Origin of the sequence: Mycobacterium avium subsp. avium (assembly GCF_009741445.1) — a bacterium.
Lineage (GTDB): Bacteria > Actinomycetota > Actinomycetes > Mycobacteriales > Mycobacteriaceae > Mycobacterium > Mycobacterium avium.
On sequence record NZ_CP046507.1, the window covers coordinates 1719817 to 1743603 of the forward strand.

General features: G+C 66.7%; 25 protein-coding genes and 4 pseudogenes. 13 read left to right on the top strand and 16 right to left on the bottom strand.

Annotated elements, in window-relative coordinates:
- From MAA44156_RS07930 to MAA44156_RS07940, 3 genes are read right to left on the bottom strand one after another with little or no spacing between them, the layout of a single operon-like run.
- The gene (locus MAA44156_RS07930) at positions 1-567 is read right to left on the bottom strand and encodes a YceI family protein (protein WP_009976932.1); all 567 of its coding nucleotides are present in this window, start codon (positions 565-567) and stop codon (positions 1-3) included.
- Between the two features lie 44 nt (positions 568-611).
- A complete protein-coding gene (locus tag MAA44156_RS07935) occupies positions 612-1625 on the bottom strand; it encodes an alcohol dehydrogenase (RefSeq protein WP_029248489.1) in 1014 nt (337 codons plus the stop codon).
- A gap of 24 nt (positions 1626-1649) precedes the next feature.
- Positions 1650-2936, bottom strand: coding sequence for a cytochrome P450 (locus tag MAA44156_RS07940; RefSeq protein WP_009976929.1), 1287 nt, complete (start codon positions 2934-2936; stop codon positions 1650-1652).
- 212 nt (positions 2937-3148) lie between these two features.
- On the opposite strand from MAA44156_RS07940, the gene MAA44156_RS07945 reads away from it, so the two are divergent.
- The 3 genes from MAA44156_RS07945 (at position 3149) to MAA44156_RS07955 (ending at position 4239) form a co-directional block, all read left to right on the top strand.
- Positions 3149-3547 carry a hypothetical protein gene (locus MAA44156_RS07945; RefSeq protein ID WP_003876581.1) on the top strand — a complete coding sequence of 133 codons (399 nt, stop codon included), beginning with the start codon at positions 3149-3151 and terminating at the stop codon, positions 3545-3547.
- A 10-nt stretch (positions 3548-3557) separates the two neighbouring features.
- A complete protein-coding gene (locus MAA44156_RS07950; protein WP_009976928.1) occupies positions 3558-3872 on the top strand; it encodes a hypothetical protein in 315 nt (104 codons plus the stop codon).
- 136 nt (positions 3873-4008) lie between these two features.
- Positions 4009-4239: an Rv1893 family protein gene (locus MAA44156_RS07955; RefSeq protein WP_003876583.1), complete on the top strand. Its 231-nt coding sequence runs from the start codon at positions 4009-4011 to the stop codon at positions 4237-4239.
- Positions 4240-4247: 8 nt separating this feature from the next.
- Here the strand turns inward: MAA44156_RS07955 and MAA44156_RS07960 are convergent, their stop codons facing one another.
- On the bottom strand, positions 4248-5378 hold the full coding sequence (locus MAA44156_RS07960; RefSeq protein ID WP_009976927.1) for a nitronate monooxygenase: 1131 nt from the start codon (positions 5376-5378) through the stop codon (positions 4248-4250).
- A 148-nt stretch (positions 5379-5526) separates the two neighbouring features.
- Here MAA44156_RS07960 and MAA44156_RS07965 point away from each other — a divergent pair, with 148 nt between their 5' ends.
- From MAA44156_RS07965 to MAA44156_RS07975, 3 genes and pseudogenes are all read left to right on the top strand, one after another.
- Complete coding sequence (locus tag MAA44156_RS07965) at positions 5527-6936, top strand: HNH endonuclease signature motif containing protein (protein WP_009976926.1); 1410 nt, start codon at positions 5527-5529, stop codon at positions 6934-6936.
- Between the two features lie 125 nt (positions 6937-7061).
- Positions 7062-9035 (top strand): flavin-containing monooxygenase, encoded by a 1974-nt coding sequence (locus MAA44156_RS07970; RefSeq protein ID WP_009976924.1) that lies wholly within the window; start codon positions 7062-7064, stop codon positions 9033-9035.
- Positions 9036-9045: 10 nt separating this feature from the next.
- Positions 9046-10203 (top strand): annotated as a pseudogene (locus MAA44156_RS07975) (alcohol dehydrogenase catalytic domain-containing protein); the annotation flags it as partial.
- A gap of 6 nt (positions 10204-10209) precedes the next feature.
- Here MAA44156_RS07975 and MAA44156_RS07980 read toward each other — a convergent pair.
- Both MAA44156_RS07980 and dtd read right to left on the bottom strand, forming a co-directional pair.
- A pseudogene (locus MAA44156_RS07980) lies at positions 10210-10986 on the bottom strand (SAM-dependent methyltransferase); the annotation flags it as partial.
- Between the two features lie 31 nt (positions 10987-11017).
- Positions 11018-11449 (bottom strand): D-aminoacyl-tRNA deacylase, encoded by a 432-nt coding sequence (gene dtd, locus MAA44156_RS07985; RefSeq protein WP_009976920.1) that lies wholly within the window; start codon positions 11447-11449, stop codon positions 11018-11020.
- An 85-nt stretch (positions 11450-11534) separates the two neighbouring features.
- Between dtd and MAA44156_RS07990 the strand changes: the two genes are divergently transcribed.
- Positions 11535-11840: an MTH1187 family thiamine-binding protein gene (locus MAA44156_RS07990; RefSeq protein ID WP_003876604.1), complete on the top strand. Its 306-nt coding sequence runs from the start codon at positions 11535-11537 to the stop codon at positions 11838-11840.
- A 65-nt stretch (positions 11841-11905) separates the two neighbouring features.
- Complete coding sequence (locus tag MAA44156_RS07995) at positions 11906-13216, top strand: competence/damage-inducible protein A (protein ID WP_457769278.1); 1311 nt, start codon at positions 11906-11908, stop codon at positions 13214-13216.
- Positions 13217-13293: 77 nt separating this feature from the next.
- Here the strand turns inward: MAA44156_RS07995 and MAA44156_RS08000 are convergent, their stop codons facing one another.
- Entirely contained in the window at positions 13294-14646 is a 1353-nt protein-coding gene (locus tag MAA44156_RS08000) for a sialate:H+ symport family MFS transporter (RefSeq protein ID WP_023880057.1), read from the bottom strand.
- On the opposite strand from MAA44156_RS08000, the gene MAA44156_RS08005 reads away from it, so the two are divergent.
- Both MAA44156_RS08005 and MAA44156_RS08010 read left to right on the top strand, forming a co-directional pair.
- Entirely contained in the window at positions 14645-15712 is a 1068-nt protein-coding gene (locus MAA44156_RS08005; protein ID WP_009976913.1) for an amidohydrolase family protein, read from the top strand. The two genes, MAA44156_RS08000 and MAA44156_RS08005, sit on opposite strands and share 2 nt — an antisense overlap.
- Before the next feature lie 45 nt (positions 15713-15757).
- Positions 15758-16147, top strand: a complete 390-nt coding sequence (locus tag MAA44156_RS08010; protein WP_003876608.1) for a phage holin family protein — start codon at positions 15758-15760, stop codon at positions 16145-16147.
- Between the two features lie 2 nt (positions 16148-16149).
- On the opposite strand, the gene MAA44156_RS08015 is transcribed toward MAA44156_RS08010, so the two are convergent.
- The 3 genes and pseudogenes from MAA44156_RS08015 to MAA44156_RS23725 all read right to left on the bottom strand — a co-directional run.
- Positions 16150-17115: an FAD-dependent oxidoreductase gene (locus MAA44156_RS08015; protein ID WP_009976911.1), complete on the bottom strand. Its 966-nt coding sequence runs from the start codon at positions 17113-17115 to the stop codon at positions 16150-16152.
- Positions 17116-17145: 30 nt separating this feature from the next.
- Positions 17146-17772: an Rv1352/Rv1906c domain-containing protein gene (locus MAA44156_RS23515; protein ID WP_162990979.1), complete on the bottom strand. Its 627-nt coding sequence runs from the start codon at positions 17770-17772 to the stop codon at positions 17146-17148.
- Between the two features lie 109 nt (positions 17773-17881).
- Positions 17882-18025 (bottom strand): annotated as a pseudogene (locus MAA44156_RS23725) (SRPBCC family protein); the annotation flags it as partial.
- A 17-nt stretch (positions 18026-18042) separates the two neighbouring features.
- On the opposite strand from MAA44156_RS23725, the gene MAA44156_RS23280 reads away from it, so the two are divergent.
- The gene (locus MAA44156_RS23280) at positions 18043-18285 is read left to right on the top strand and encodes a hypothetical protein (RefSeq protein WP_162291306.1); all 243 of its coding nucleotides are present in this window, start codon (positions 18043-18045) and stop codon (positions 18283-18285) included.
- Here MAA44156_RS23280 and MAA44156_RS08030 read toward each other — a convergent pair.
- Positions 18250-18927: a TetR/AcrR family transcriptional regulator gene (locus MAA44156_RS08030; RefSeq protein ID WP_009976908.1), complete on the bottom strand. Its 678-nt coding sequence runs from the start codon at positions 18925-18927 to the stop codon at positions 18250-18252. The two genes, MAA44156_RS23280 and MAA44156_RS08030, sit on opposite strands and share 36 nt — an antisense overlap.
- Before the next feature lie 34 nt (positions 18928-18961).
- Positions 18962-20443 carry an MFS transporter gene (locus MAA44156_RS08035; RefSeq protein ID WP_029248488.1) on the bottom strand — a complete coding sequence of 494 codons (1482 nt, stop codon included), beginning with the start codon at positions 20441-20443 and terminating at the stop codon, positions 18962-18964.
- Between the two features lie 257 nt (positions 20444-20700).
- On the opposite strand from MAA44156_RS08035, the pseudogene MAA44156_RS23770 reads away from it, so the two are divergent.
- Positions 20701-20829 (top strand): annotated as a pseudogene (locus tag MAA44156_RS23770) (IS481 family transposase); the annotation flags it as partial.
- A 58-nt stretch (positions 20830-20887) separates the two neighbouring features.
- Here MAA44156_RS23770 and MAA44156_RS08040 read toward each other — a convergent pair.
- Both MAA44156_RS08040 and MAA44156_RS08045 read right to left on the bottom strand, forming a co-directional pair.
- A complete protein-coding gene (locus MAA44156_RS08040; protein WP_009976906.1) occupies positions 20888-21250 on the bottom strand; it encodes a DoxX family protein in 363 nt (120 codons plus the stop codon).
- Positions 21247-21546, bottom strand: a complete 300-nt coding sequence (locus MAA44156_RS08045; protein WP_080555744.1) for a hypothetical protein — start codon at positions 21544-21546, stop codon at positions 21247-21249. The genes MAA44156_RS08040 and MAA44156_RS08045 overlap by 4 nt, the downstream gene beginning before the upstream one ends.
- Positions 21547-21758: 212 nt before the next feature.
- Here MAA44156_RS08045 and MAA44156_RS08050 point away from each other — a divergent pair, with 212 nt between their 5' ends.
- A complete protein-coding gene (locus tag MAA44156_RS08050) occupies positions 21759-22676 on the top strand; it encodes a LysR family transcriptional regulator (protein ID WP_009976905.1) in 918 nt (305 codons plus the stop codon).
- Here MAA44156_RS08050 and MAA44156_RS08055 read toward each other — a convergent pair.
- Positions 22659-23282 carry a non-oxidative hydroxyarylic acid decarboxylases subunit B gene (locus MAA44156_RS08055; RefSeq protein WP_023880053.1) on the bottom strand — a complete coding sequence of 208 codons (624 nt, stop codon included), beginning with the start codon at positions 23280-23282 and terminating at the stop codon, positions 22659-22661. The two genes, MAA44156_RS08050 and MAA44156_RS08055, sit on opposite strands and share 18 nt — an antisense overlap.
- The gene (locus tag MAA44156_RS08060; protein WP_009976903.1) at positions 23279-23761 is read right to left on the bottom strand and encodes a hypothetical protein; all 483 of its coding nucleotides are present in this window, start codon (positions 23759-23761) and stop codon (positions 23279-23281) included. The genes MAA44156_RS08055 and MAA44156_RS08060 overlap by 4 nt, the downstream gene beginning before the upstream one ends.
- Positions 23762-23787: the final 26 nt, after the last annotated feature.

The window sequence follows — 23787 nt, forward strand, 5'->3', positions numbered from 1 at the left end:
TCACCGGTCCTCCGCCCGATCCTTGGCGTGCACCGCGGTGAACGACAGTGACACGTCGTCGGCGACCTGGACCGACCCCATCAGCAGCGAGAAGGGCTTGATGCCGTAATCGGATTGCCGGACGGTCGTTTCCACCGACAACCGCCAGGCCTCGCCGAGATCCTCTGTGCGCAGGTTGATTACATGGTTTCGGGCAGCGCCCCGGATCTGTAGCGTGCCGGTCAGCCGGTACCCGTCGCCGGCGTGCTCGATGACGTCAGACGTGTAACGAATCTCGGGAAAACGACTGGCGTTCAAGGACTTCAAAGCGTTCGACCGCACCAGCGCTTTCTCGGCCGTGGACAGCCCCTTCACGCCGCCCTCACCGCGCAGCACCTCGACCGAGTCCACCTCGACGGCCAGCTCGGCCCGCACGGGCCGGGAGCCGGCCCAGCTGACGCCGCCGCGCCACCGGGTCATCGCGATGGTGAGGCGATGCCCCATGCGCGCCGCCCGACCGGTGACACCGGTGTGCAGCAGCAGTTCACCGTCGGCAGGGCCGATGGTCCACGCGTTGTCGGATGCCACGGATCGACTGTGTCAAAGTCACACGTCAAAGTCACACGTCAAAGTCACATGGTCAAAACGGTGCGGTAATGCGCTCGCCCGCCTTCCAGTGCGGCGTAGCCGTCGGCCGCCCGGGACAACGGCAGCTCCTCGATCCAGGCGCGCACCCCGGACAGGACCGCGAACTGCATGGTGTCCTCGACGTCCTTGGCGGTGCCGGAGGGATAACCGACGATGCTGAGGCCCGGCGTTATCAGCTGCAGGGGACTGATCGGCAGCGGCTCGGGCGTGACGCCGATGGTGACCAGCTCGCCCTGCGGCGCAAGACCGCCGACCGTGGCGGCCATGGCCTGCGAATTGCCGGCGGTGGCCAGCACCACCGCCGCGCCGCCCAACGCCCGCAGCGCTTCGGCGGGGTCTTCGGCCGTGGAGTCGATGTAGTGATGGGCGCCGAGTTTCCGGGCGTCATCGGCTTTACCGGTACCGCGGTTGATCGCGATGGTCTCGAAACCCATTGCGGCGGCGAATTGCACGCCGAGATGCCCCAGGCCGCCGACCCCCAGGATCGCCACCCGATCGCCGGGCAGCGCCTTGGTGTGCCGCAGAGCGTTGTAGGTGGTGACCCCGGCGCAGCCCATCGGGGCGGCTTCGGCGTCGGTGAGTTCCTCGGGGATGCGGGCCAGCGCGCTGGTCGGGACCGTCACCGATTCCGCGTATCCGCCGGGATAGTGCCAGCTGGGTACCTTCCCGTTCACGCAGTGGATGAAAAGGCCTGCGCGGCAAGGGTCGCACCGGTAGCAGCACCCGCCGAACCAGCCGACCGCGACCCGCTGGCCGACCGCGAACCCTTCGACACCCTCGCCCAACTCGGCGATCCGGCCGGCGATTTCATGCCCCGGCGTCAACGGCCACGACAGGCCGGGGAATGCACCGTTGACGAAGTGGGCGTCGGTGCCGCAGATGCCGCAGGCACCGACCGTCAGCCGTACCTCGTCCCGGCCCGGCGGCCGGGTTTCGGTGTCGACCAGTTCCAACGCTGCGCCGGCGGATTGAATCTGGACGGCTTGATGTGTTGGCATCGGTCCAGCCTAGATGGCCTTTGCCTAATGCGCGACAGGGCATTTCGACGACCCGTTGGTGTGATAGTCGACCTGCCAGTGCTTGATTCCGTTGAGCCAGCCCGACCGGAGGCGTTCGGGTTTGCCGATCGATTCGAGATCGGGCATGGCGTCGGCGATCGCGTTGAACATCAGATCGATCGTCATTCGCGCCAGGTTGGCCCCGATGCAGTAGTGTGCGCCGGTGCCGCCGAACCCGACGTGCGGGTTGGGGTCACGCAGGATGTTGAAGGTGAACGGGTCGTCGAACACGTCCTCGTCGAAATTGGCTGAGCGGTAGAACATTACGACGCGCTGACCTTTTTTGATCTTCACCCCGGACAGTTCGTAGTCTTGCAGCGCCGTCCGCTGGAACGACGTCACCGGCGTGGCCCACCGCACGATTTCGTCGGCCGCGGTGGCGGGCCGCTCCCTTTTGAAAAGCTCCCACTGGTCGGGGAAGTCGGTGAAGGCCATCATGCCTTGAGTGATGGAATTGCGGGTGGTCTCGTTGCCGGCCACGGCCAGCAGGATGACGAAGAACCCGAACTCGTCGTCGGAGAGCTTGTGGCCGTCGATGTCGGCCTGAACCAGCTTGGTGACCAGGTCCTCGCCCGGGTTCTTGGCCCGGTCGGCGGCCATCTGCATGCCGTACATGATCAGCTCGACGGAAGCGGTGATGGCGTCGTTGCTCGCGAACTCGGGGTCCTGGTCACCGACCATCTCGTTGGACCAGTGGAACAGTTTCTTGCGGTCCTCCTGCGGCACACCCATCAGACCCGCGATGGCCTGCAGCGGCAGCTCGCAGGACACCTGTTCGACGAAGTCGCCGGAACCCTCGGCGGCCGCGGCCTCGACGATGCGGCGAGCGCGCTCGCGCAGGTCGTCGCGCAGGCGCTCGACCGCGCGCGGCGTGAAGGCCCGGGAGATGATCTTGCGCAGCCGGGTGTGTTGCGGCGCATCCATGTTCAGCAGCACGAACTTGCCCCGTTCGACCTGCTCGGCGACGGTGCCGTCCTTGTAGCGGGGCAGGGCGGTCTTCTGCAGGCTGGAGAAGACGTCGCTGCGCAGCGAGACCTCCTTGACATCCTTGTGCTTGGTCACCACCCAGAAGCCGCCGTCGTCGAACCCGCCCGCGCCGATCGGCTGCTCGTTCCACCAGATCGGCGCGACGCGACGCATTTCGGCCAGTTCTTCCACCGGCAGCCGCTCGGCGTAGATGTCGGGATCGGTGAAGTCGAATCCAGGCGGCAGATTGGGGACCGGCTTGGTGGTTGGCTCGACGGTTGCCATGGGCCCGCTCCTCGAGGACGAAGTGGTCTAGTCGTCTTTGTGCAAGGAAACCACTGCCACGCCACCGTTGGGAAGCATTGGCGCAAGATCGCCGGGCGCGAATTGGAACGTGTTCTCTGTCCCGGGCGGATCCGGCCGATCGGCCCTTGTGGCGCGGGGTTCGGCGGATATGCTTTGGTGCAGGTCACCGGCGAGCACAGGCGGGGTGGAAGATGATTCGGGAACTGCTCACTGCGGCTTCGGTAGCGGGCATCGCGGTCGGCGTGGCGCCGGTTGCGGCAGCCGGATACGACGGCGACGTGCCGGGCATGAATTATCAGGCGTCCCTGGGCGCGCCGTGCGACAACTACGAGCGGTTCATCTTCGGTCGAGGGCCCAGCGGGCAGGCCGAGGCGTGCCACTTCCCGCCGCCCAACCAGTTCCCGGCGGCCACCACCGGATACTGGGTCATGTCCTACCCGCTGTACGGCGTCCAGCAGGCCGGCGCGAAGTGCCCCGGTCCGCAGGCCGCCGCGCAATCGGAGGCCGGGCTGCCCATGCTGTGCCTGGGTGATCGCGGGTGGCAGGAAGGATGGTTCACCGGGGCAGGGTTCTTCCCGCCCAGCGGATGATCGCGCCGCCATGAGCCCGGCCCCCCGTGAGCGCAGTCGGACCACCGAGTCCGGCAAACCGCTGGTGCCTCGCTGGCTGCGGTTCGTGCTGGCCTCGGATCGCGCCGGGTCGGCCTGGTACATCGGCACCGGGTTCTTCTTCGCGCCGGTGCTGGCCGTGCTCTCGCCCTGGCCCGTCGTCACCGCCGTGCTGTGGGGTGTCATCGCCCTGGCCGGGCTGTGGCTGGGACTGCTGGGCATCGCGATGGCCGTCGGGCTGGCCCGGATAATGCGCTCCGGGGCCGAAATCCCCGAGGACTACTGGCGCTCCCTGGTGCACTACTAGGCCCACTGTCGGCCCGTTGCCCTTACCGACGGGCCCTCCGGCGCCGGCGAGAAATGGCCCCCCGACCCGTCTAGAGTTCCGTCTAGGGTCAGGGCAACGGCCCTGCGATAAGTCCTGTGACAAAAGGAGACTCGAGATGGCCTTCAACCCCAAGGATGCGGTCGACGCGGCGCGGGACATCGCGACCAACGCGGTGGAGAAAGCCTCCGACATCGTCGAGCACGCCAGCGACATCATCCGCGGCGACATCGCCGGCGGCGCCAGCGGCATCGTGCAGAACTCCATCGACATCGGCACCTACGCGGTGGACCGGACGAAGGAAGTCTTCACCGGCCGGCACGACGTCGACGACGTCGACGAGGTCTAGCCCGTCGGTCAGACGGACGCGGCCTCGTTCAGCTCGTCCAGCCGGTTGGTCGCTTCCAGGTACTCCTGCACCCAGCGCTCGATGACGGTCGCCGTCTTCTCCACCTTGGTGAACTGCCCGACCACCTGACCGACCGGGTTGAACGCCACGTCGACCGATTCGTTCGGGTACTTGTTGGTGGCCCGCACTGCCATGCCGGAAACCATGTACTGCAACGGCATCCCGAGCGGCTTGGGGTTGCCCGGCGCCTCCCAGGCCTCGGTCCAGTCGTTGCGCAGCATGCGGGCCGGCTTGCCCGTGAACGAACGGCTGCGCACGGTGTCGCGGCTGCCCGCCTTGGCGTAGGCCGCCTGCTGGACCGGGGTGTTCGAGGACTCCTCGACCATCAACCACTGCGAGCCGGTCCACGCGCCCTGCGCGCCCAATGCCAGGGCCGCGGCGATCTGCTGGCCGCTGCCGATGCCGCCGGCAGCCAGCACCGGCAGCGGGGCGACCTCCTTGACCACCTGCGGCCACAGCACGATCGAGCCCACCTCGCCGCAGTGCCCGCCGGCCTCGCCGCCCTGCGCGATGATGATGTCCACGCCGGCGTCGGCGTGCTTGCGCGCCTGCGAGGGGGAGCCGCACAGCGCCGCCACCTTGAGCCCGGCGTCGTGGATGTGCTTGATCATGTTGGCCGGCGGGGTGCCGAGCGCGTTGGCGATCATCTTGACCTTGGGGTGCTTGAGCGCCACCTCCACCTGGGGCGTGGCCGTCGCCTCCGTCCAGCCGAGCAGCTGCAGGCTGTCGCTGTCGCTGTCCTCGATCGGCACACCGTGGTCGGCTAGGATCTTCTTCCCGAAGTCCAGGTGCTCCTGGGGCACCATCTTGCGCAGCGTCTCGGCCAACTCTTCGGCGGACAGGTGGGAGTCCATGCCCTCGTATTTGTTCGGGATCACGATGTCGACCCCGTACGGGTGGTCGCCGATGTTCTCGTCGATCCACTTCAGCTCGATCTCCAGCTGCTCGGGGGTGAAACCGACGGCGCCGAGCACGCCGAACCCGCCGGCCTTGCTCACCGCCACCACGACGTCGCGGCAGTGGGTGAACGCGAAGATCGGAAACTCGATACCAAGCTCATCGCAGATAGCGGTGTGCATGCCTACTCCCTGGGCGGTGGCGGAATTGAAACGTGTTCTAGTTTAGTACGGAGCGCACTGACGTGGCCAGCGGGTCCTGACCTGCGTTTTGGTACTACGGCCCGTCGCCATCGGCTGGCTTGTCGGCCGGTCGAGCTACCATTCGCACATGCGTTCGATCATCGGCCGCGAGGACATCCAGGACGACTATGACGTCCTGCGCGCCGTGGTCGCACGCATCCAGCGGCATTCCTACGATGCGCTGACCAACCCGGAACGCATCCGGCTGCTCGAGGTCCTCGAACACCAGACGCGCCGACTTCAAGTTCCCGGTCACCAACTGATCAACCAGATCGAGCAGGACGCCACGCCGGCCGAGATCGGCGGCAAACTCGCCCACCTGCTGGCCGACCGATTGCTCATCACCCGCGCCGAGGCTGCCCGCCGCATCGACGACGCCCGAGATCTCGGCGTCCGGCGCACCCTGACCGGCGAGCCGTTGCCGCCACGGTATGCGGCCACCGCCGCCGCCCAGCGGGACGGGCGCATCGGCGCCTCGCACGTCGCGGTCATCCGCCGCTTCTTCGACCAGTTGCCATGCTGGGTGGACGCTCCCACCCGGGACGCCGCCGAGGCCGACCTGGCCCGCTGGGCCGGCGAGCACCGCCCCGAAAGCCTGCGCAAGGTGGCCGACCGGATCGCCTGCTACCTCAATCCCGACGGCGTGTTCCACGACGAGGATCGGTTGCGTCACCGCGGACTGACCCTGGGCGCCCAACAACCCGACGGCATGTCGCAACTGCGCGGCTGGTTGACGCCCGAGGCCCGGGCGACCATCGAGGCCGTGCTGGCCAAACTGGCCGCGCCGGGCATGTGCAACCCCGACGATCCAGCACCCGTCGTCGACGGCCCGCCCGGCCAGGAGGCGATCCAGCGCGACAGCCGCAGCGCGGCCCAGCGCAACCACGACGGCCTCAACGCCGCGTTGCGGGCCGTGCTCGCCAGCGGAAAGCTGGGCCAGCACAACGGGTTACCAGCATCGATCATCGTCACCACCACCCTCCGGGACCTCGAGTCCGCGGCCGGACAGGGCCTCACGGGTGGCGGCACCCTGTTGCCGATGTCCGATGTGATCCGCCTGGCCCGCCACGCCCACCACTACCTCGCCGTCTTCGACAACGGCAAACCGCTGGCGCTGTACCACACGAAACGCCTGGCCTCGCCGGGGCAACGAATCGTCTTGTACGCCAAGGACCGTGGCTGTTCGCACCCGGGCTGCGACGTTTCGGGCTATTACTGCGAAGTCCATCATGTCACCGGTTACGCCAAATGCGGCCGCACCGACATCGACCAACTGACCTTCGCCTGCGGCGGCCATCACCCGCTGGCCGAGCAGGGCTGGATCACCCGCAAGAACGGCCGAGGCGAGACCGAATGGATCCCACCACCGCATCTCGACCACGGCCGGCCGCGGACCAACGCCTTCCATCACCCCGAGAAGCTGGTCGCGGACAGCGATAACGACACCGCCGACGACACGTCCGACGCCCCCGACGACCCGCAGCCGCCGATCCCTTGATCCGGCGCCGAGCGACCGGGTAGCGTAGTGCTGCAATTACGAAACGATGCGTAGCGTAATTGGGGCTACGAGACCATCACCTATCCGACCATTACCTATCCGACCATCGAGAGGACATCGGCTTGATGCGCAGCCGCTACGCCGGCGAACCGTTCACCACCTCCACGGCCGAGATCGCCGCCGCCCTCGAGGATGTCAGCATCCCGACGCTGTTGCTCTCGCTCGTCCACATCACCGGCGACCCACGCTTCATCCGCGACTTCAAGCAGATGGGCATCTTCCTCAACGAGGTCCAGGGGTTCATGTCCGAGGAGGACAAGGCTCGGGCCCGCGCCGAGGCGCTCTCGGTCATCACCGACTACCGCGACCGCAGTTGCCCCGAACCCGAGCCGCTCAGCCCCGGGCTCATCCGGGAAATGATGGACTGGGCCGCCTGCGAACACGTGCCCGACGACTACCTACCGCTGATCTGCGAAGAGCTGGACCTCGACGGCGTCGACCCGCGCCGCCCCGCCGCCTTGCCGGCCGAACGCGCGGCCGGGCTCCCGGTGCTCGTCGTCGGCTGCGGCGAGTCCGGCATCCTGGCCGGCGTCCGCCTCAAGCAGGCCAACATTCCGTTCACCATCGTCGAGAAGAACGCCGGCCCGGGCGGAACATGGTGGGAGAACAGCTATCCCGGCGCCCGGGTGGACGTGGCCAACCATTTCTATTGCTACAGCTTCGAACCCAACAACGACTGGACCCATTTCTTCGCCGAGCAATACGAGCTGCAGGCCTATTTCACCAAGGTCATCGACCAACACGACCTGGCCGGCCAGGTGCGCTGGCAGACCGAGGTGCTCGCGGCCGAATGGGACGACGGCGACGGCACCTGGACAGTGTCGCTGCGCTCGGCCGACGGCCACACCGAAACAATGCGGGCGCGGGCGCTCATCACCGCGGTGGGACAGCTGAACCGGCCCAACATCCCGGCCTTCGACGGCGCGCAGACCTTCCGGGGCCCGTCGTTCCATTCGGCGGCCTGGGATCACTCGGTGGAGCTGAAGGGCAAGCGGGTTGCTCTCGTCGGCGCCGGCGCCAGCGGATTTCAGATCGCACCGGCGATCGCCGCGGATGTCAAGCGGCTCACCGTGTTCCAGCGCACCGCGCAGTGGATGTTCCCCAACCCGATGTATCACGACGAGGTCGGCGAGGGAGTGCGCTGGGCGATGCGCCATCTGCCGTTCTACGGCCGGTGGTATCGCTTCCTGGTGTTGTGGCCCGGCTCCGACAAGGGCCTGGACGCGGCCGAGGCCGACCCGAACTACGCCGACCAGGAGCACGCCGTCAGCGACGTCAACGCGGCCGCCCACATGATGTTCTCGCAATGGATCACCAGCCAGGTCGGCGAGGATTCGGAGTTGCTGGCCAAGGTGATGCCCGACTATCCCGCCTGCGGTAAAAGGACCCTGCAGGACAACGGCAGTTGGCTGCGCACCCTGCAGCGCGACAACGTCGAACTGGTGCGCACGCCCATCGACAAGATCACGCCGCACGGCATCGTCACCGTCGACGGCGCGGCGTACGACGCCGATGTCATCGTGTACGCCACCGGATTCCGGCACACCGATGTGCTGTGGCCCCTGAAGGTGACCGGCCGCAACGGGGTCGACCTGCACCAAATGTGGGGGAGCCGGCCGTATGCCTACTTGGGCATCACCGTGCCGGAATTCCCGAACTTCTTCATCATCTACGGCCCGGGAACTCACCTCGCCCACGGCGGCAGCCTGATCTTCCAGTCCGAGCTGCAGATGCGCTACATCGACCAATGCCTGGCGCGGCTGTGCGAGCCCGGTGTGCATTCCATCGAACCGAAACCCGACGCCGCCATCGATTGGCACCGGCGCACCCAGTCCCAGATCAAGAAGATGGTGTGGTCGCACCCGGCGGTCAAGCACTCCTATTTCAAGAACGCCGACGGCGAGATTCACACGGTGAGCCCATGGCGTCTCAACGAGTACTGGTCCGCGGTGCGCGAGCCCGATTGGTCGCAGTTCGTGGTTCGGATGAAAAATGCTGTGCCACAAGGAAATCGACAGGGACAGCAACAAGGAAAGTGAGCACGACACTATGCGCACCGTAGTCGTCGACGGGCCCCGCAGCATCCGGGTGGATACCCGCCCCGATCCCGTGCTTCCCGGGCCCGACGGGGCGATCGTCGAGGTGAGCGCGGCCGGCATCTGCGGATCCGACCTGCACTTCTACGAGGCCGACTTCCCGATGCCGGACCCGATTGCGCTGGGCCACGAGGCGATCGGCACCGTGGTGGAGGCCGGGCCGCAGGTGCGCAACGTCAAGGTCGGCGATCAGGTCATGGTGTCCTCGGTCGCCGGCTGCGGCAGCTGCGCTGGCTGCGCCACCCGGGATCCGGTGCTGTGCCACTCCGGTTTCCAGATCTTCGGGGGTGGTGTGCTCGGCGGCGCGCAGGCCGATCTGCTGGCGGTGCCCGCGGCCGACTTCCAGCTGCTGAAGATCCCCGAGGGCATCAGCACCGAGCAGGCGCTGCTGCTCACCGACAATCTGGCCACCGGCTGGGCCGCCGCGCAGCGGGCCGACATTCCCTTCGGTGGCACGGTGGCGGTCATCGGGCTGGGTGCGGTCGGCTTGTGCGCACTGCGCAGCGCGCTGTTCCAGGGCGCGGCAACGGTTTTCGCGGTCGATCAGGTTGACGGCCGGCTGGCGCGTGCCGCCCGGTGGGGGGCGGCGCCCCTCAAGGCGCCGGCGCTCGAGGCGATCCTCGCGGCCACCGGCGGCCGCGGCGCCGACGCGGTGATCGACGCCGTCGCCACGGACGCCTCCCTGACCGAGGCGCTCAACGCGGTGCGGCCGGGGGGCACGGTCTCGGTGGTCGGCGTGCACGACATGAACCCGTTCCCACTCAACGCGCTGGGCTGCCTGATTCGCAGCATCACCCTGCGGATGACCACGGCGCCGGTGCAGCGCACCTGGCCGGAATTGATTCCGCTGTTGCAGTCGGGCCGGCTGGACGTCGACGGAATCTTCACCACGACAATGCCTTTGGACGAGGCGGCCACCGGGTACGCGACCGCGGGGTCGCGGTCGGGCGACGACGTCAAGATCCTGCTGAAACCGTAGCGGTGTTCACCGGGCCGCGGTGATGTACTGCGACCGCATGAAGCCGTCGATCTTGACGTCCACCTCCGGCGGCGTCATGCCGTAACCGGCTTGCAGATCAAGCGTGTTGCGGACGGCGTCGACCACCCAGCCGTGCGCGGCCAGCCATTCTGCGGGGTCGGACTGCGGTTCGTACGTCAACGCCGAGAAATCGACATTCCCGGACACGTCAACCCCGGGGTGACTTTCCTCCAGGGCGTGCAACTGGTCGTGGTCCAGGCGCGACCCCAGCGCGCCGATGGCGATTCGGCTGCCCGGCGCGCTGAGCCCGCTGATTCGGGTGAACAGCGCGTGTTGGGCTTCGTCGGTCAGGTAGGGCAGCAGCCCCTCCACCGACCAGGCGCTCGGGCTCTCCACGTCGAACCCGGCCGCTTCCAGCGGCCGCGACCAGTCGGCGCGCAGGTCGGCGGCGACCTCGACCCTGCGCGCCTTCGGCACGGCGCCCTGCTCGCCGAGCACCCGCGCCTTGAACTCGAGGACCTTGGCTAAATCGACTTCGAAAACCGTTGTCGCTGGTGGCCATTCGAGACGGTAGGCCCGCGAATCCAGTCCGGCGGCGATGATCACCGCCTGTCGTATGCCCGCCGCGCCCGCGGCGTCGAAGAAGTCGTCGAAGAACCGGGTCTGCACGCCGTACAGGCGCGGGAAGGCCAGCTCGTCCTCGGACGTCCCCGGATTGGCAAGCACCCCAGTCAAATACGGATCCCCTGACGCCGCGATGAAGGTCTTCGCGTAGTCGTCGCGCACCAACGGCCGCGGGCTCACCGCGTGCAGGGCGCGCCATCCCGCCACGAGCAGCGCGGTGTATCCGACGCTGCTCACGATGTCCCAGTTGTCATCGTCGGAACGTTGGGAGCCGAACTGCGGTGTGGTCATAGCAGTCAAACCTACCCCGCGGCCGGGGCGCTCACAGCTCGAGAAGCACGGTGACCGGACCGTCGTTCACCAGCTCGACCTGCATGTTCGCCCCGAACACCCCGGTCTGCACGTCGGCGCCCAGTCCCTGCAGGGCCGCCGCGAACTCGGTCACCAGCGGCTCGGCGATCGCCGCGGGCGCGGCCGCATTCCAGGACGGGCGGCGGCCCTTGGCGGTGTCGGCGTACAGGGTGAACTGACTGACCACCAGAATCGGCGCACCGACGTCGGACGCGGATCGCTCATCGGCGAGAATCCGCAGCTTCCAGAGCTTTTCGGCGAGCCTTCGCGCCTTGTCGCGGTCGTCGGAATGGGTGACGCCGACGAACGCCAACAAACCCTGGGCATCGGGCCGGATGGCGCCGACCACCGCGCCCTCGACCGTCACCGCCGCCGACGAGACCCGTTGCACCAACACCCGCATGGGCTTCGATGGTGCCAGACCGGGCCACCACCCCCAGACCCTTGGCGGCGACCCAGACCTCCCGTCGTTGGGTACGCTCGGTCGGGTGTCCGTGCTCGTCGCGTTCTCCGTCACCCCGCTGGGCGTGGGTGAGGGTGTCGGCGAGATCGTCGCCGAAGCGGTTCGGGTGGTTCGCGATTCCGGTCTGCCCAACAAGACCGACTCCATGTTCACCGTGATCGAGGGCGAGACGTGGGAAGAGGTCATGGCGGTCGTTCAGCGCGCGGTGGAGGCGGTGGCCGCCCGGGCGCCGCGGGTCAGCACGGTGATCAAGGCCGACTGGCGCGCCGGGGTCAGCGACGCGATGACGCACAAGGTCGCCTCAGTCGAGCGCTACCTGTCCGACGGCTAGCCTGACACCGCCGCGCGAAACGGCTGCTCGGCCGCGTCGGCACACCCATCAGTAGGCTCGTGCCGGTGAGCGCACGCGCAGGCATCGTTGTCACCGGAACCGAGGTCCTCACCGGCCGTGTCCAGGACGCCAACGGCCCCTGGATCGCCGATCGGCTTTTGGAGCTCGGCGTCGAGCTGGCGCACATCACCATCTGCGGCGACCGCCCGCACGACATCGAAGCCCAGCTGCGCTTCCTCGCCGACCAAGGCGTGGATCTGATCGTCACCAGCGGCGGACTGGGGCCCACGGCCGACGATATGACGGTCGAAGTGGTGGCGCGTTTCTGCGGCCGCGAGCTGGTGCTGGACGCCGAGGTCGAAGAGAAGATCGCGAACATCCTCAAGAAGCTCATGGCGCGCAACCCCGCGTTCCAATCCGCCTTGGATCCCGGCACATTCGAGTCGCTGCGGGCCGCCAACCGCAAGCAGGCGATGGTTCCGGCCGGAGCGCAGGTGCTCGACCCGGTCGGCACCGCGCCCGGCGTCGTGGTGCCCGGCAAGCCGGCGGTGATCGTGCTCCCTGGGCCGCCCCGGGAGCTGCAGCCGATGTGGCACACGGCCATCCAGACGCCGGCGGCGCAGCAGGCGATCGCCGGCCGGACGGTGTATCGGCAGGAGATGCTGCGCATCTTCGGGCTGCCGGAGTCCGGGCTTGCCGAAACGCTGCGCGAGGCCGAGGCGGCCGTCCCGGGGTTCGGGCAACTCGAGATCACCACCTGCCTGCGGCGTGGCGAGATCGAAATGGTCACCCGCTACGAGCCGACCGCCGCGACGGCCTACGCGCAGCTGACCAAGCTGCTGCGGGACAAGCATGGTGACCAGCTGTACTCCGAGGACGGTTCCCGGGTCGACGATCTGGTGGCGCGGCTGCTGGCCGGCCGCCGGATCGCGACGGCGGAGTCGTGCACCGCGGGGTTGCTGGCGGCGCGACTGACCGACCGGCCCGGATCGTCGGACTACGTGGCCGGCGGTGTGGTCGCCTACTCGAACGAGGCGAAGGCCGAGTTACTCGGCGTCGACCCGGCGTTGATCGAGGCGCACGGCGCCGTGTCCGAACCAGTTGCTCAGGCGATGGCCGCGGGCGCGCGGCAACGCTTTGCCGCCGACACCGCCGTGGCGATCACGGGCATCGCCGGCCCCGGCGGGGGTACCGAGGAGAAGCCGGTGGGAACGGTGTGCTTCAGCGTGCAGGTCGGCCCACCCGGTGCCACGGCCCGCTCGGACACCCGCACCCTGCGGCTTCCGGGCAACCGGTCGGACATCCGCGAGCGCTCGACGACGGTGGCGATGCACCTGCTGCGGCACCTGCTGCGGCGCCTGCTGACCGACGCCTGAGGCCGAGCGTCACGCCAGTGTGGCCGCGGCGGCCCGGCGTCACGCTGGCGTGACGCTCGGGGCCGGTTGGTGCGCCGTCACGTCATTTCGGTTGGCAGGAAAGCGCTTTCGCTGGTCGCGAAGCGTATGCCGGTGGCGTCCTTGCCGATCAGCGTCAGCACCGCGACGGTGATCAACACCGGCACGATCGTCGCCGCCAACGCGAACGGGTAGCCATGGGTCTCGGCGAGACGCTCCTGAATCGGTAAATTGAACGCCGCCAACAGGTTTCCGAGTTGATAGGTCACGCCGGGGTAGAGGCCGCGGATCGCATCGGGCGACATCTCGGTGAGGTGGGCGGGAATCACGCCCCAGGCGCCCTGCACGAACAACTGCATCAAAAACGATCCCAGACACAGCATCGCCGCGGTGCGCGAGTAGGCGAACAGCGGCACGATCGGCAGCGCCAACATGGCGCAGAACACCACGGTGTAGCGGCGGCTGAAGCGCTGGGACAGCGTGCCGAAGACGAGTCCGCCGATGATGGCGCCGACGTTGTACACCACCACGATCCACTTGACCGTCGTGCTGGACAGACCGGCGCCGTGATTGGCGTGCGCCCCCAGGAACGTCGGGTAGACGTCCTGCGTCCCGTGGCTCATCCAGTTGAAGGCCGTCATCAGCAGGACCAGGTAGACGAATCGGCGGATGATCGCGCCGTTGCGCAGCACGTCGCGGATCCGGGTGCTGGTGAGCCGCAGCTGATCCTGCGCGGCCTCCCACACCTCGGACTCTTCCACCCGGTAGCGGATGATCAGGCTGATCAGCGCGGGCACGATGCTCAGACCGAACAGCCAGCGCCACGACAACTCCAGCCAGTCCATCACCACCAGCGAGGCGACGCTGGCCAACAGGTAACCGAACGCGTAGCCCTCCTGCAGCAGTCCGGAGAAGAACCCGCGCCGCTCGACCGGCACTTTCTCCATGGCCAGCGCGGCGCCCAGCCCCCACTCGCCGCCCATGCCGATGCCGTACAGCAGCCGCAGAATCACCAGCACGGTGAAGTTGGGCGCGAACGCGCACAGGAACCCGACGACGGAGTAGAACATCACGTCGACCATCAACGGCAGCCGCCGTCCTACCCGGTCCGCCCACAGCCCGAACAACAGGGCACCGACCGGCCGCATGATCAGCGTGGCCGTGGTGACGAAGGCGACCTCGGCCTTGCTGTGGTGGAACGTCTTTGCGATGTCGGCGTAGACGAGCACGACGATGAAGTAGTCGAAGGCGTCCATCGTCCAGCCCAACAACGCGGCGATGAAGGAATTACGCTGGTCGGCGGTCAACTTCCGGCCGGGACTTGGTTTGGTCACGTCAGCATCGTGGCCTACCCGGGCCGTCGGCGCGACCCGTTCCGCCGGGCGCGGCGCGGGAGTAAGTTCGCCAGACATGCGGATCATCGACGCCGACGGTCACGTCGCCGAGAATTCCTCGCTGGCGATCGAGGCGATCCAGCGGTGGCCGGAGCACGTCAAGCCCGGCCGGCACGGGCGGCTCGGCCTGATGATCGAGGGCCGCAACTACCCCGAGGACCGCGGCCCGGGCGCCGGGTGTCCGCCCGAGCACGGCATCAGCGACGCCCCCGACATCAACTGCCGGTCCGCCGAAGGCGTGCTGGGCGACGCCGACCGCGATCACATCGACACCATGGTGCTCTATCCCAGCCTGGGCTTGTGCGCACCGAGCCTGCGCGACCCCGAGTTCGCCGCCGGGTTCGCCCGGCTGTACAACCGGTGGATCGCCGACTACTGCGCCCAGTCGGGCGGACGGCTGCGCGGCGTCGCGGTCACGCCGATCGAACACGGCCAACTGGCGATCGACGTCATGAGGGAAGCCAAAGACCTTGGGCTGGTGGCAACGTTGGTGCCGCCGGCGCTGCAGAGCCGCAACCTCGACCACCCCGATCTCGACCCGTTCTACGCCGCCGCCGTCGAACTCGGAATGCCGCTGGGCGTGCACGGCGCGCCCGGCATCCATCTGCCCAAGATCGGCGTGGACCGCTTCACCAATTACATTCAGGTGCACTGCATCAGCTTCCCGTTCGACCAGATGACCGCGATGACCGCGATGGTGTCCGGCGGTGTCTTCGAGCGGCACCCGAAGTTGCGGGTCGCCTTCTTGGAGGCGGGCGCGGGCTGGGTGCCGTTCTTCATCGATCGCCTGCACGAGCACTACGAGAAGCGCGGCGACTGGGTCGAGCGCGGCTGGCGCCGCGATCCGCACGAATACCTCAAGGCGGGCAACATCTTTGTGACGTGCGAGCCGGAGGAACCGATCCTGCCCGGCGTGATCGACGTGCTGGGCGCCGATTTCATCATGTTCGCCAGCGACTACCCGCACTGGGACGGCGAATGGCCGGAGAGCACCAAGCATCTGCGCACCCGCGCCGACATCAGCGAGGAAGCCCGGGAGAAGATCGGCGGCTTGAACGCGCAACGCTTCTACAACCTGAACTGACCTGATCGGGGTGCCCACGCGGGCGACGGGTGACAGGATGGCGGCATGGGCCCTTTTGTGCTTCGCGCGGCATTGACCGGATTCGCGCTGTGGATCGTCACCCTGTTCGTGCACGGCCTGACGTTCGTGGGCGGTGACACGAAGCTGCAGCGGGTCGGCATCATTTTCGTCGTCGCCGTGATCTTCGGTCTGGTCAACGCGTTCATCAAGCCGATCGTCCAGATCCTGTCCATCCCGCTCTACATCCTGACGCTGGGTCTGATCCATATCGTGATCAACGCCCTGATGCTCTGGATCACCGCGTGGATCACCGAGCACACCACCCACTGGGGCCTGCAGATCGACCACTTCTGGTGGACCGCGATCTGGGCCGCCATCGTGTTGTCGATAGTGAGTTGGCTACTGTCCCTTGTGATTCGACGCACCGCCGGCTGAGGTCAGCGAGCGTCGTCCACCAGGGCCAGCACGTCACGCGCGCAACCCCAGGACAGGGTGACGCCGTTGCTGCTGTGCCCGTAATTGTGGATGCAGCGTGCCCGTCGGAGCGGTTCGGCCTGCAGGCGCACCGACGGACGGTCCGGCCGCAGCCCGGTGATCACCTCGATCACCTCGGCTTCGCCCAGTCGTGGCTCGATTCGGCGGCAGCGCTGCAGAATCCGTTCGGTCACGGCGGGGTCCGCGGTGGTGTCCCAGCGGCCGGCAATGCTGATGCCGCCGCACACCACCCGCTGCGGGTGCGGAAAGTAGCAGGTCCACTCGGGGCCGTCGTTGAGTTCCATAAACAGTCGGCGCACACCGGGATTGGTGAGCACGACGTGCTGACCGAACAGCGGCCGGACGGTGTCGTCTCCGGTGAGCGCGCCCGCGCGCAGGCCCGCGCAGTTGACGACGATGTCGGCGTGGTCGGCGACCTCGTCCAGCGAGCCAACCCGGTGCTCCTCGATCTCGCTTCCGGCCGCCGTCAGCCGCCGCGTCAGATAGCCGAGATAGTGCGGCATGTCGATCATCGGCACGGTGGCGTGAAATCCGGTTCGATAGCCCGGCGGGAGGTCGGCCGGGTCGGCCGGGCGCAGCTCGGGGATCAGCGAGGCCGCCGTCGACATCGCCTCGGAGGCGGTCAGCTCGCCGACGGCCAGCGCCGGCGCCAGCTGCACACCCGAATCGGGGTCGCGGGCGAGTTCGGTGAACACCCGCAACGAGTGCTCGGTCCAGCGCAGCGTCTCGGCCGCGCGTTCGGCGGGCCGCGGCGGTGCCCAGACGGCGCCGGCCACCGCCGAGGTCGTGTCCGCCGGCATCGTGTCCGCCCACACGCGGACCGGCCATCCCGCCTCGGCCAGACAGATGGCCGACGTCAGTCCGCTCACGCCGGCCCCGATCACGACGATCTGCTGGTTACGGGCCATTGCGGGGCTCACCGGGTCGCGACGGGCCGGTCAGGGATGAGCGGCTTGCGGGGCCGGTGCGGCCGCGGGCGGCTGCGCGCCGGACGGCGGAGCGGCGGGCGCCGATGGGGCCGACGGGGCCTGCTGTCCGGCTCCCCCCAGCAGGCCGTTGAGAATGCCGAGCGTGCCCTGCACCCCGGCGGGCGGGGCGCTGGGCGGCGGAACCGCGTCCGGGGTCAGCTGCCAGGGCTGACAACCCGACGTCTTGAACGATTTGTCGCCCGGATCGATCTGGACGACCTGCGGCTTTTTGGTCATCGCGTTGTCGATCACGGCGCCGTCCGGGTTGCCCATCCGCTTCCAGTAGCAGGTGCCGTTGCCGACGGGTCCGCCGGAACTGTAGACGCCCGGCGCGATGTCGGTTCCCACCGCGTAGATGCCGTCCTTGTCGATGGTGGTCTTCGGTGCCGCCGGCGCGGGTGCGGGGGAGGCACTCGGTGACGGGGAGGCGGCGGGGGACGGGGAGGCCGAAGGCGCTGGTGACGGTGTCGCGGCGGGGCCGGGCGCCGGTCCGTGCGTCTCGTCCGGGTCGGCGCCGGCAACGACCGTCGACGCGGCCCAGCCGGCCGCCATCAGACTGGCGGCGGCCGTCCTCGCCGCGATGGCTACTGCACGCATAGAGTCGAGGGTACCGGGGCCGACGAGCTAATTCATGTCCCTGTGAAATCGCCCGCCGGCCGGCGGCCGCCGAGTCGACGCGCCTAATGGGGCCGGCTAATCGAGGCGCCTAATCGAGGCGCCGCACGCGCCCCGCATGGCCGAGCGCACGCTGATAGGTTTCGAGGTTGTCGCGGGAGATCTTCGCGTGCACGGGGCGCTCGAGCAGGAACCGCAGCGCCGGGTTGTAGGCGTGGTAGGTCTCGTGGAAGGTGCTGTCTAGGGCGCGCCGTGGCGGTGCAGGATGCGCTGTACTGCACCGACCATCTCGGCGACGATCTCCGCGGCGGGACGAACCTCTCGGATGACCCCCACCGCTTCGCCGATGAGGATCGCTGCGGTGTCGAAATCCCCTGCGGCAACGGCATTCTGGTAGGCCGCAACCGATTCGGGCAGCCGCGCCGACAGCTCGTCCTCGTGGCCGTGCCACCGGTTCGCTTATCGGGCTGGTTTGTGACTGCTTGGGTTTTTTGACCGGGACGTTCGGCGTCGTTGGGCTGGCACGGCATCGTGAGCCGCTGGGTTTGTGCGTCGACGGTGGGCGGTGGAGGCTTCTATCAGTTGCAGGATGCCGGTAATCGCGCGATTGAAGGGTTCGACCGAGTTGGCTGCCCTAGCCAGGGCGTAACCGCCCTGGATGGTTGCAGAAATCGCTGCCGCGACTTTGTGCGGCTCAAGCTCGACCGAGATCTCACCCGACCGCTGCCCTTCTCGGATCGTTCGTGTCAGACAGGTATGCAGTACCTCAAAGGTCTGTGCGACAGGGGCACGCAGTTGATCGTCGCCGACAATCACCGGATCTGCTGTCAGGCGACCGACGCTGCAGCCGCGCAGCACTTCTCGTTGACGAGTAAGGTAGTCGGCGATTTTGTCGTGGGCGGATCTGTTGCCCGCAAACGCCTCTTTGATGCTGCGCTGCATATCGGCTGCGGCCTGCTGCTCGGCGGCCAGCACCAGGTCGTGCTTGCCACGAAAATGGTGATAGAGGCTGCCTTGGCCAACACCGGACTGCTGCAGGATCGCGGTGGGACTGGTGCCAACGTAGCCGCGATCCCACAGCAGTTCTCGGGTTCCACTAATCAATCGCTCGCGTGAATCGGCCTGTTCGTCCGCCATAAGGCAAGCATACCTAGCGGTATGTATGCCGGTATCAGTGTTGGTCCGAATCATGTGTGCGGGCGTGACGCGCAATCAACGTTGCACCTCCCAGAGCGGCGACCAGACATGCTGCGGCAGCGATGGTCAACGCCACCGGCGCGCTGGCCAGCAGGTCGCGCGACGTGATCGCACCCAGCGCCGCCACGCCGATGACACCGCCGGTCTGGCGCGCGGTGTTGAGCATGCTGGACGCCGTGTTTTTGTACTCGTCGCTGGCGTTGGCCATCACCGCCATGGTTTGTCCGGTCGCCGAAAACGAGAGACCGGTCGCGAAGATGCCGAAGGCGATCGATAGGACCACGAACGGCATCCGCTGGGCATCGAATGCCAGTGCGCATAATCCGATGGCAGACAGCGCCATTCCGATCATGATGCCTCTTCGCGCACCGTGCGCGGCGACAAAGCGTCCCGCGGGCAGCGAGGTAACCAGCGCTGCCACAGTCAACGGCGCGAAGGCCAGACCGGACTGCACGGGGCTGTAGCCGCGGGCGGATTGGAAGACATAGCTATAGACGAGGACCAGACCGTACAGGGTGAAGTTGTAAACAAATCCTGACATCAGTCCGGCGTTCACCGGCGGGTTATTCAACAGCTCGACCGGCAGTAGCACCCAGGCGCCGGCACGGCCTCGATGGCGTTGATCGATCACAAACAGCCCGAGGATCAGCGCGGCCGCCACAGCAGGCAATAACACGAATGGCGACATCCACGCCAGGGCACTCGATTCCACGCAGGCGAAGACGACTGCCGACAGACCGACAATTGCCAGGGCCTGCCCGACATAGTCAAACGGCAAGGGGGACCGAGAGGCTTCAGCGACTGTGAGGCGCACCATGACCGCAATGATCGCCGCGGCGGGAATGTTGATAAGGAAGATCGAGCGCCAACCGAACGTGCTGACCAGCAGACCGCCGATCAAGGGTCCCGCCGCAAAACCGACCCCACCGATTGTGACCCACACAGCGACCGCCTTCGTGCGCGCGGTGAGATCGCTAAACATTGCCGAGATCAGCCCGAGAGGGGCCGGGATCAGCACGGCGGCACCGACTCCCTGAATGGTGCGTGCGGCAATCAGCTCGGCCGACGATGCGGCGAGGGCGCACAGCACTGAGGCGATGCTGAACACTGCCAGACCCAATAGATAGCAACGCCGTGCGCCGATGCGGTCGCCTAAACGACCGGCCGACAGTAGTAATGCGGCCAGCACGAGGGTGTAGGCGTCGATGATCCACAAGCTCTGCGCTGGGCTGGCGTGAAAGGCCTGTCGGATCGAGGGAATGGCCACGTTGAGCACGTTGGCTTCCATGATGATCAGAGCGGTGCCCAGGCACAGGCCGGCCAGTCCGAGTCGCTGTGGCATCGAGGCAGAACCCGCGCCGGCTTCGCCCGGAGGACCAGCGCTGCGGTTGGCCTGGGTCGTTTCGTCGTCAACAGTCATCCCTACCCCTATCGCGGTGTCGAGATCAGCATACATACTAGTATGTAGGTTAGACAATCGGCCCTCCGAAGTGGGGGTTGTAGGACGTCACGTTGGCGGAAGGTTAGGTCCAGACGGCACGAAATCGACTATGCACCAAGCTATCTAGCTCACTCGAACCGAATCTCCAAGCGCGGGGCGAAACGCCGAAGCCCTCCTGAGACTGCGCCCGCGTGCGTCGCCGTTGGCGCTTCGCCCGTATCGAACTATTGTGGCGCACGCGAAAAAGGTTAGTAGTGCGCATCGCGTTCGAGCGCCACCAGAAAGTCAAGCCCTACATTCCGCGTCATAACGGAAAAGGGGAACGGTACAACCAGATTCTCGCTGAAGAGTTTCTACGTGCCCGTGGACCTCAGAGCAAGAGCGAGCGACTGCCCGCCGTTTCCGAGGTCAGTGGGGGAACCAGCAGGTTCCCCCACCCTCAGGGTCCAACGCGTTATTTCATGCGCCGCTCGCAAGATGGACGAGGTAGCCGGTCGCGGCGAGTGCGAGAAGCAGAAATGCGCCTGGAAACGCGATGTTGTGGAACACGCGGGCCCTGACATGCGCACCAACCGCGCCAATGAAGAACAACACCAGGCCGATTCCCGCTGCCACGCCTAGCCGCGGCAGGGCGACCAGCCCCAGGGTGAGACCCACCGCGCCCGCTAACTTCAATGTCGCAAGGTAGGGCAATGCGGCGGCAGGAACGTGAACTTCAGCAGAGTTCTTCAGCACGAAGCCTGCGGGAACGTAGTCGGCAATCGCGATCAATGTGTTAGCCACGATGCATAACACCGTGGCTGCGAACAGCACCTTGGTCATGCGCAGTATCTCCCGACAACGGTGGTGGGCCGAGGAGCAACATCGTCATGCGCCCATCCCGCTAGCGACTCGCGGAAGGCCAGCGCTTCGGGAATCGACAACAACGGGTTGGCAGCACCCTCGGGCAGTTCGAGGATCAGTGTGAATACCGGGTCGACGTCATCGCGCAGCGCGACATACCGCATGGAAGGAGGGGGATCCGCCTCGCGCAATGCGCTAAAGATCGCTTCGATCTTCTGCGTTACCAGTGCGATGTGTTCCGGTGAGATGCGGAATCGGACTGTCTGTACGCTCATGGCAATTTACTTTCTCTGACGCGTTTTCTGTCGAGACGGTACGTAGGCCGTCTCATCCATCCCGACGTTTTACGCCTCGCAAAGGTGACCCTTGGTGGTACCGATCACCGATTTCGACGCGGAGCGACCGCAGTGGAGCGCGATTGCGGCTACTCGGCTTATAAGATGCCCTGCGCGACGAGACGACGCTCTGTAATAGATTTTCGGTCAGCATGGATCTTCATCAGCTGGAGTGCTTTATCGCGGTCGCCGAGGAAGGCACCTTCACCGCCGCGGCACAGCGGATACATCTGGCGCAATCTGGTGTCAGTGCACACATCACGGCGCTCGAACGCGAAATCGGGCAGCAGCTATTCGAACGGCGGCCACGCACGGTACGGCTTACCGCGGCTGGAAACGCGCTTCTGCCATACGCCCGCGCAGCACTCGATGCGCTGGCCGCAGGTCGCGCCTCGATCGACGGACTCACCGGTCTACTACATGGTCGCCTTGCCATCGGCACCATCACCTCAATCTCACCGCGCAGCATCGACCTCCCCGAGCTTCTAGCATCGTTTCACCATGAGCACCCGGGGGTAGACCTGTCGCTGGTTGAGGACACTGCAGCGATGCTCAACCGCCGCATATCCAATGGCGCTTTAGACGTAGCTTTCACCAGCCTGACGGATGAGGCAGTAGCCGGCGTGCGTGTGCGCGAGTTGCATCGGGAGCCGGTGATCGCGATCTTTCTACCGTCCGATCCGTTATCTCCTTGCCGGAAGCTCACATTGGCCGACGTGGCGGATAGACCGCTCATCACGCTCCCGGAGGGATCAGGCCTGCGCTGGCAACTCAACCGCGCGCTGCGGCGGGCCGGCGTTCAAGCCCACATCGCCTTCGAAGCCGGCGATCCCGACGTACTCGTTGCGCTCGTTGCGAAGGGGCTGGGCGTGGGTCTCGTTCCTCAATCAGCCCTCGCGCAAAGCGATCACGTAATAGGAGTGCCAGTCAGCGATCATCCGCCCGGGCGCCTAGGCATCATCTGGCCAGAAGGGCAAGCCGCCAGCCCAGCGGCTCGTGCCTTCGTTGAACACGCCACCACGGCGACAACCAAACTTCGGCGACGGGCCGAGCTACGCCAGGATCGCTGAGTTCTTGCCGAAGCCGGTGGTCCTCGCCGACTTCATTCCCTGCCAGCGCTTTGCCTGCGGGGCATTGATACCGAACTGATCGAGAACACGGACCACCACGTGGTCAACAATGTCGTCGACCGATTCCGGCCGGTTGTAAAAGGCGGGCATCGGCGGCACAATCCGCGCGCCCATCCGGCTGAGTGCCAGCATGTTCTCCAAATGGATTGTATTCAATGGTGTCTCACGGGGCACTAGGACTAACCGTCGTCCCTCCTTAAGAACAACGTCAGCGGCGCGGCACACCAGGTTGTCCGCCAGCCCGTAGCGAATCGCTGCCAACGTCCGCATACTGCACGGCACTACAATCATTCCGGCGGTCTGAAATGAACCCGATGAGATCGCGGCGCCCTGTTCTTCGAGTTTGTAGGTGACATCCGCCATCGCTGAAACCTGTTGAACGCTATAGGATGTTTCGATTCCAATACTCGACCGAGCCCACCCGCTCATCACCAAGTGGGTCTCCACGTCGTCCATCCCCTGCAGCGTCTGCATTAACCGCACGGCAAACGGCGCGCCGCTGGCACCGGTGACCCCTACGATGATTCGTATCGGTTGCGTGCTCATAGGACCTCCCGCGCTGCGCTGCGCAGCGCTGCGAGACGGTCGAACATGGCCCGACTACGCGGCCAGTCCTCAAGCACCGAGATCTCGGCCGAGGTCCGAAATAGCGTAGGCTGCAAGGGTATTCCCATGTCATCGCGCTTATGTTCGGTCACGGCAAACACACATCCGAGTATTCCGCGACCGACGAGCGAGGCGACCACTCGCAGCTTGAGGTGGTGGCAACTAGTGCCCTTGATTGCGAGCAGCCCCGCGGTGCCGCTACGCCGCAAGTTGGCGCGGGTCTGTCGGCTAGCTATGGCGGCCATCAGTGTTTGGGGGTCCCGCCCAGGCTCGAGCTCGCAGCGCGACAGCAACGCCGCATGTGGAAACCCGCCAGTGTCAACGGTCAAGAACGCAAACGCCTGCTCGCGCGCGCCGATGCGTGGGAAACCGCGCAGAAGCGCAGCGACCTCCTCCGGCATCCCCGCCATCATCGTCACCTCCTGACTGGTCTGATCAAGGCCGT

Coding starts and splice junctions, on each gene's coding strand:
- MAA44156_RS07935 (WP_029248489.1), bottom strand. CDS start 1,625: ATGCCAACACATCAAGCCGTCCAGATTCAATCCGCCGGCGCAGCGTTG.
- MAA44156_RS07940 (WP_009976929.1), bottom strand. CDS start 2,936: ATGGCAACCGTCGAGCCAACCACCAAGCCGGTCCCCAATCTGCCGCCT.
- MAA44156_RS07945 (WP_003876581.1), top strand. CDS start 3,149: ATGATTCGGGAACTGCTCACTGCGGCTTCGGTAGCGGGCATCGCGGTC.
- MAA44156_RS07950 (WP_009976928.1), top strand. CDS start 3,558: ATGAGCCCGGCCCCCCGTGAGCGCAGTCGGACCACCGAGTCCGGCAAA.
- MAA44156_RS07955 (WP_003876583.1), top strand. CDS start 4,009: ATGGCCTTCAACCCCAAGGATGCGGTCGACGCGGCGCGGGACATCGCG.
- MAA44156_RS07960 (WP_009976927.1), bottom strand. CDS start 5,378: ATGCACACCGCTATCTGCGATGAGCTTGGTATCGAGTTTCCGATCTTC.
- MAA44156_RS07965 (WP_009976926.1), top strand. CDS start 5,527: ATGCGTTCGATCATCGGCCGCGAGGACATCCAGGACGACTATGACGTC.
- MAA44156_RS07970 (WP_009976924.1), top strand. CDS start 7,062: ATGCGCAGCCGCTACGCCGGCGAACCGTTCACCACCTCCACGGCCGAG.
- dtd (WP_009976920.1), bottom strand. CDS start 11,449: ATGCGGGTGTTGGTGCAACGGGTCTCGTCGGCGGCGGTGACGGTCGAG.
- MAA44156_RS08005 (WP_009976913.1), top strand. CDS start 14,645: ATGCGGATCATCGACGCCGACGGTCACGTCGCCGAGAATTCCTCGCTG.
- MAA44156_RS08000 (WP_023880057.1), bottom strand. CDS start 14,646: ATGTCTGGCGAACTTACTCCCGCGCCGCGCCCGGCGGAACGGGTCGCG.
- MAA44156_RS08010 (WP_003876608.1), top strand. CDS start 15,758: ATGGGCCCTTTTGTGCTTCGCGCGGCATTGACCGGATTCGCGCTGTGG.
- MAA44156_RS08015 (WP_009976911.1), bottom strand. CDS start 17,115: ATGGCCCGTAACCAGCAGATCGTCGTGATCGGGGCCGGCGTGAGCGGA.
- MAA44156_RS23515 (WP_162990979.1), bottom strand. CDS start 17,772: ATGCGTGCAGTAGCCATCGCGGCGAGGACGGCCGCCGCCAGTCTGATG.
- MAA44156_RS08030 (WP_009976908.1), bottom strand. CDS start 18,927: ATGGCGGACGAACAGGCCGATTCACGCGAGCGATTGATTAGTGGAACC.
- MAA44156_RS08035 (WP_029248488.1), bottom strand. CDS start 20,443: ATGTATGCTGATCTCGACACCGCGATAGGGGTAGGGATGACTGTTGAC.
- MAA44156_RS08040 (WP_009976906.1), bottom strand. CDS start 21,250: ATGACCAAGGTGCTGTTCGCAGCCACGGTGTTATGCATCGTGGCTAAC.
- MAA44156_RS08045 (WP_080555744.1), bottom strand. CDS start 21,546: ATGAGCGTACAGACAGTCCGATTCCGCATCTCACCGGAACACATCGCA.
- MAA44156_RS08050 (WP_009976905.1), top strand. CDS start 21,759: ATGGATCTTCATCAGCTGGAGTGCTTTATCGCGGTCGCCGAGGAAGGC.
- MAA44156_RS08055 (WP_023880053.1), bottom strand. CDS start 23,282: ATGAGCACGCAACCGATACGAATCATCGTAGGGGTCACCGGTGCCAGC.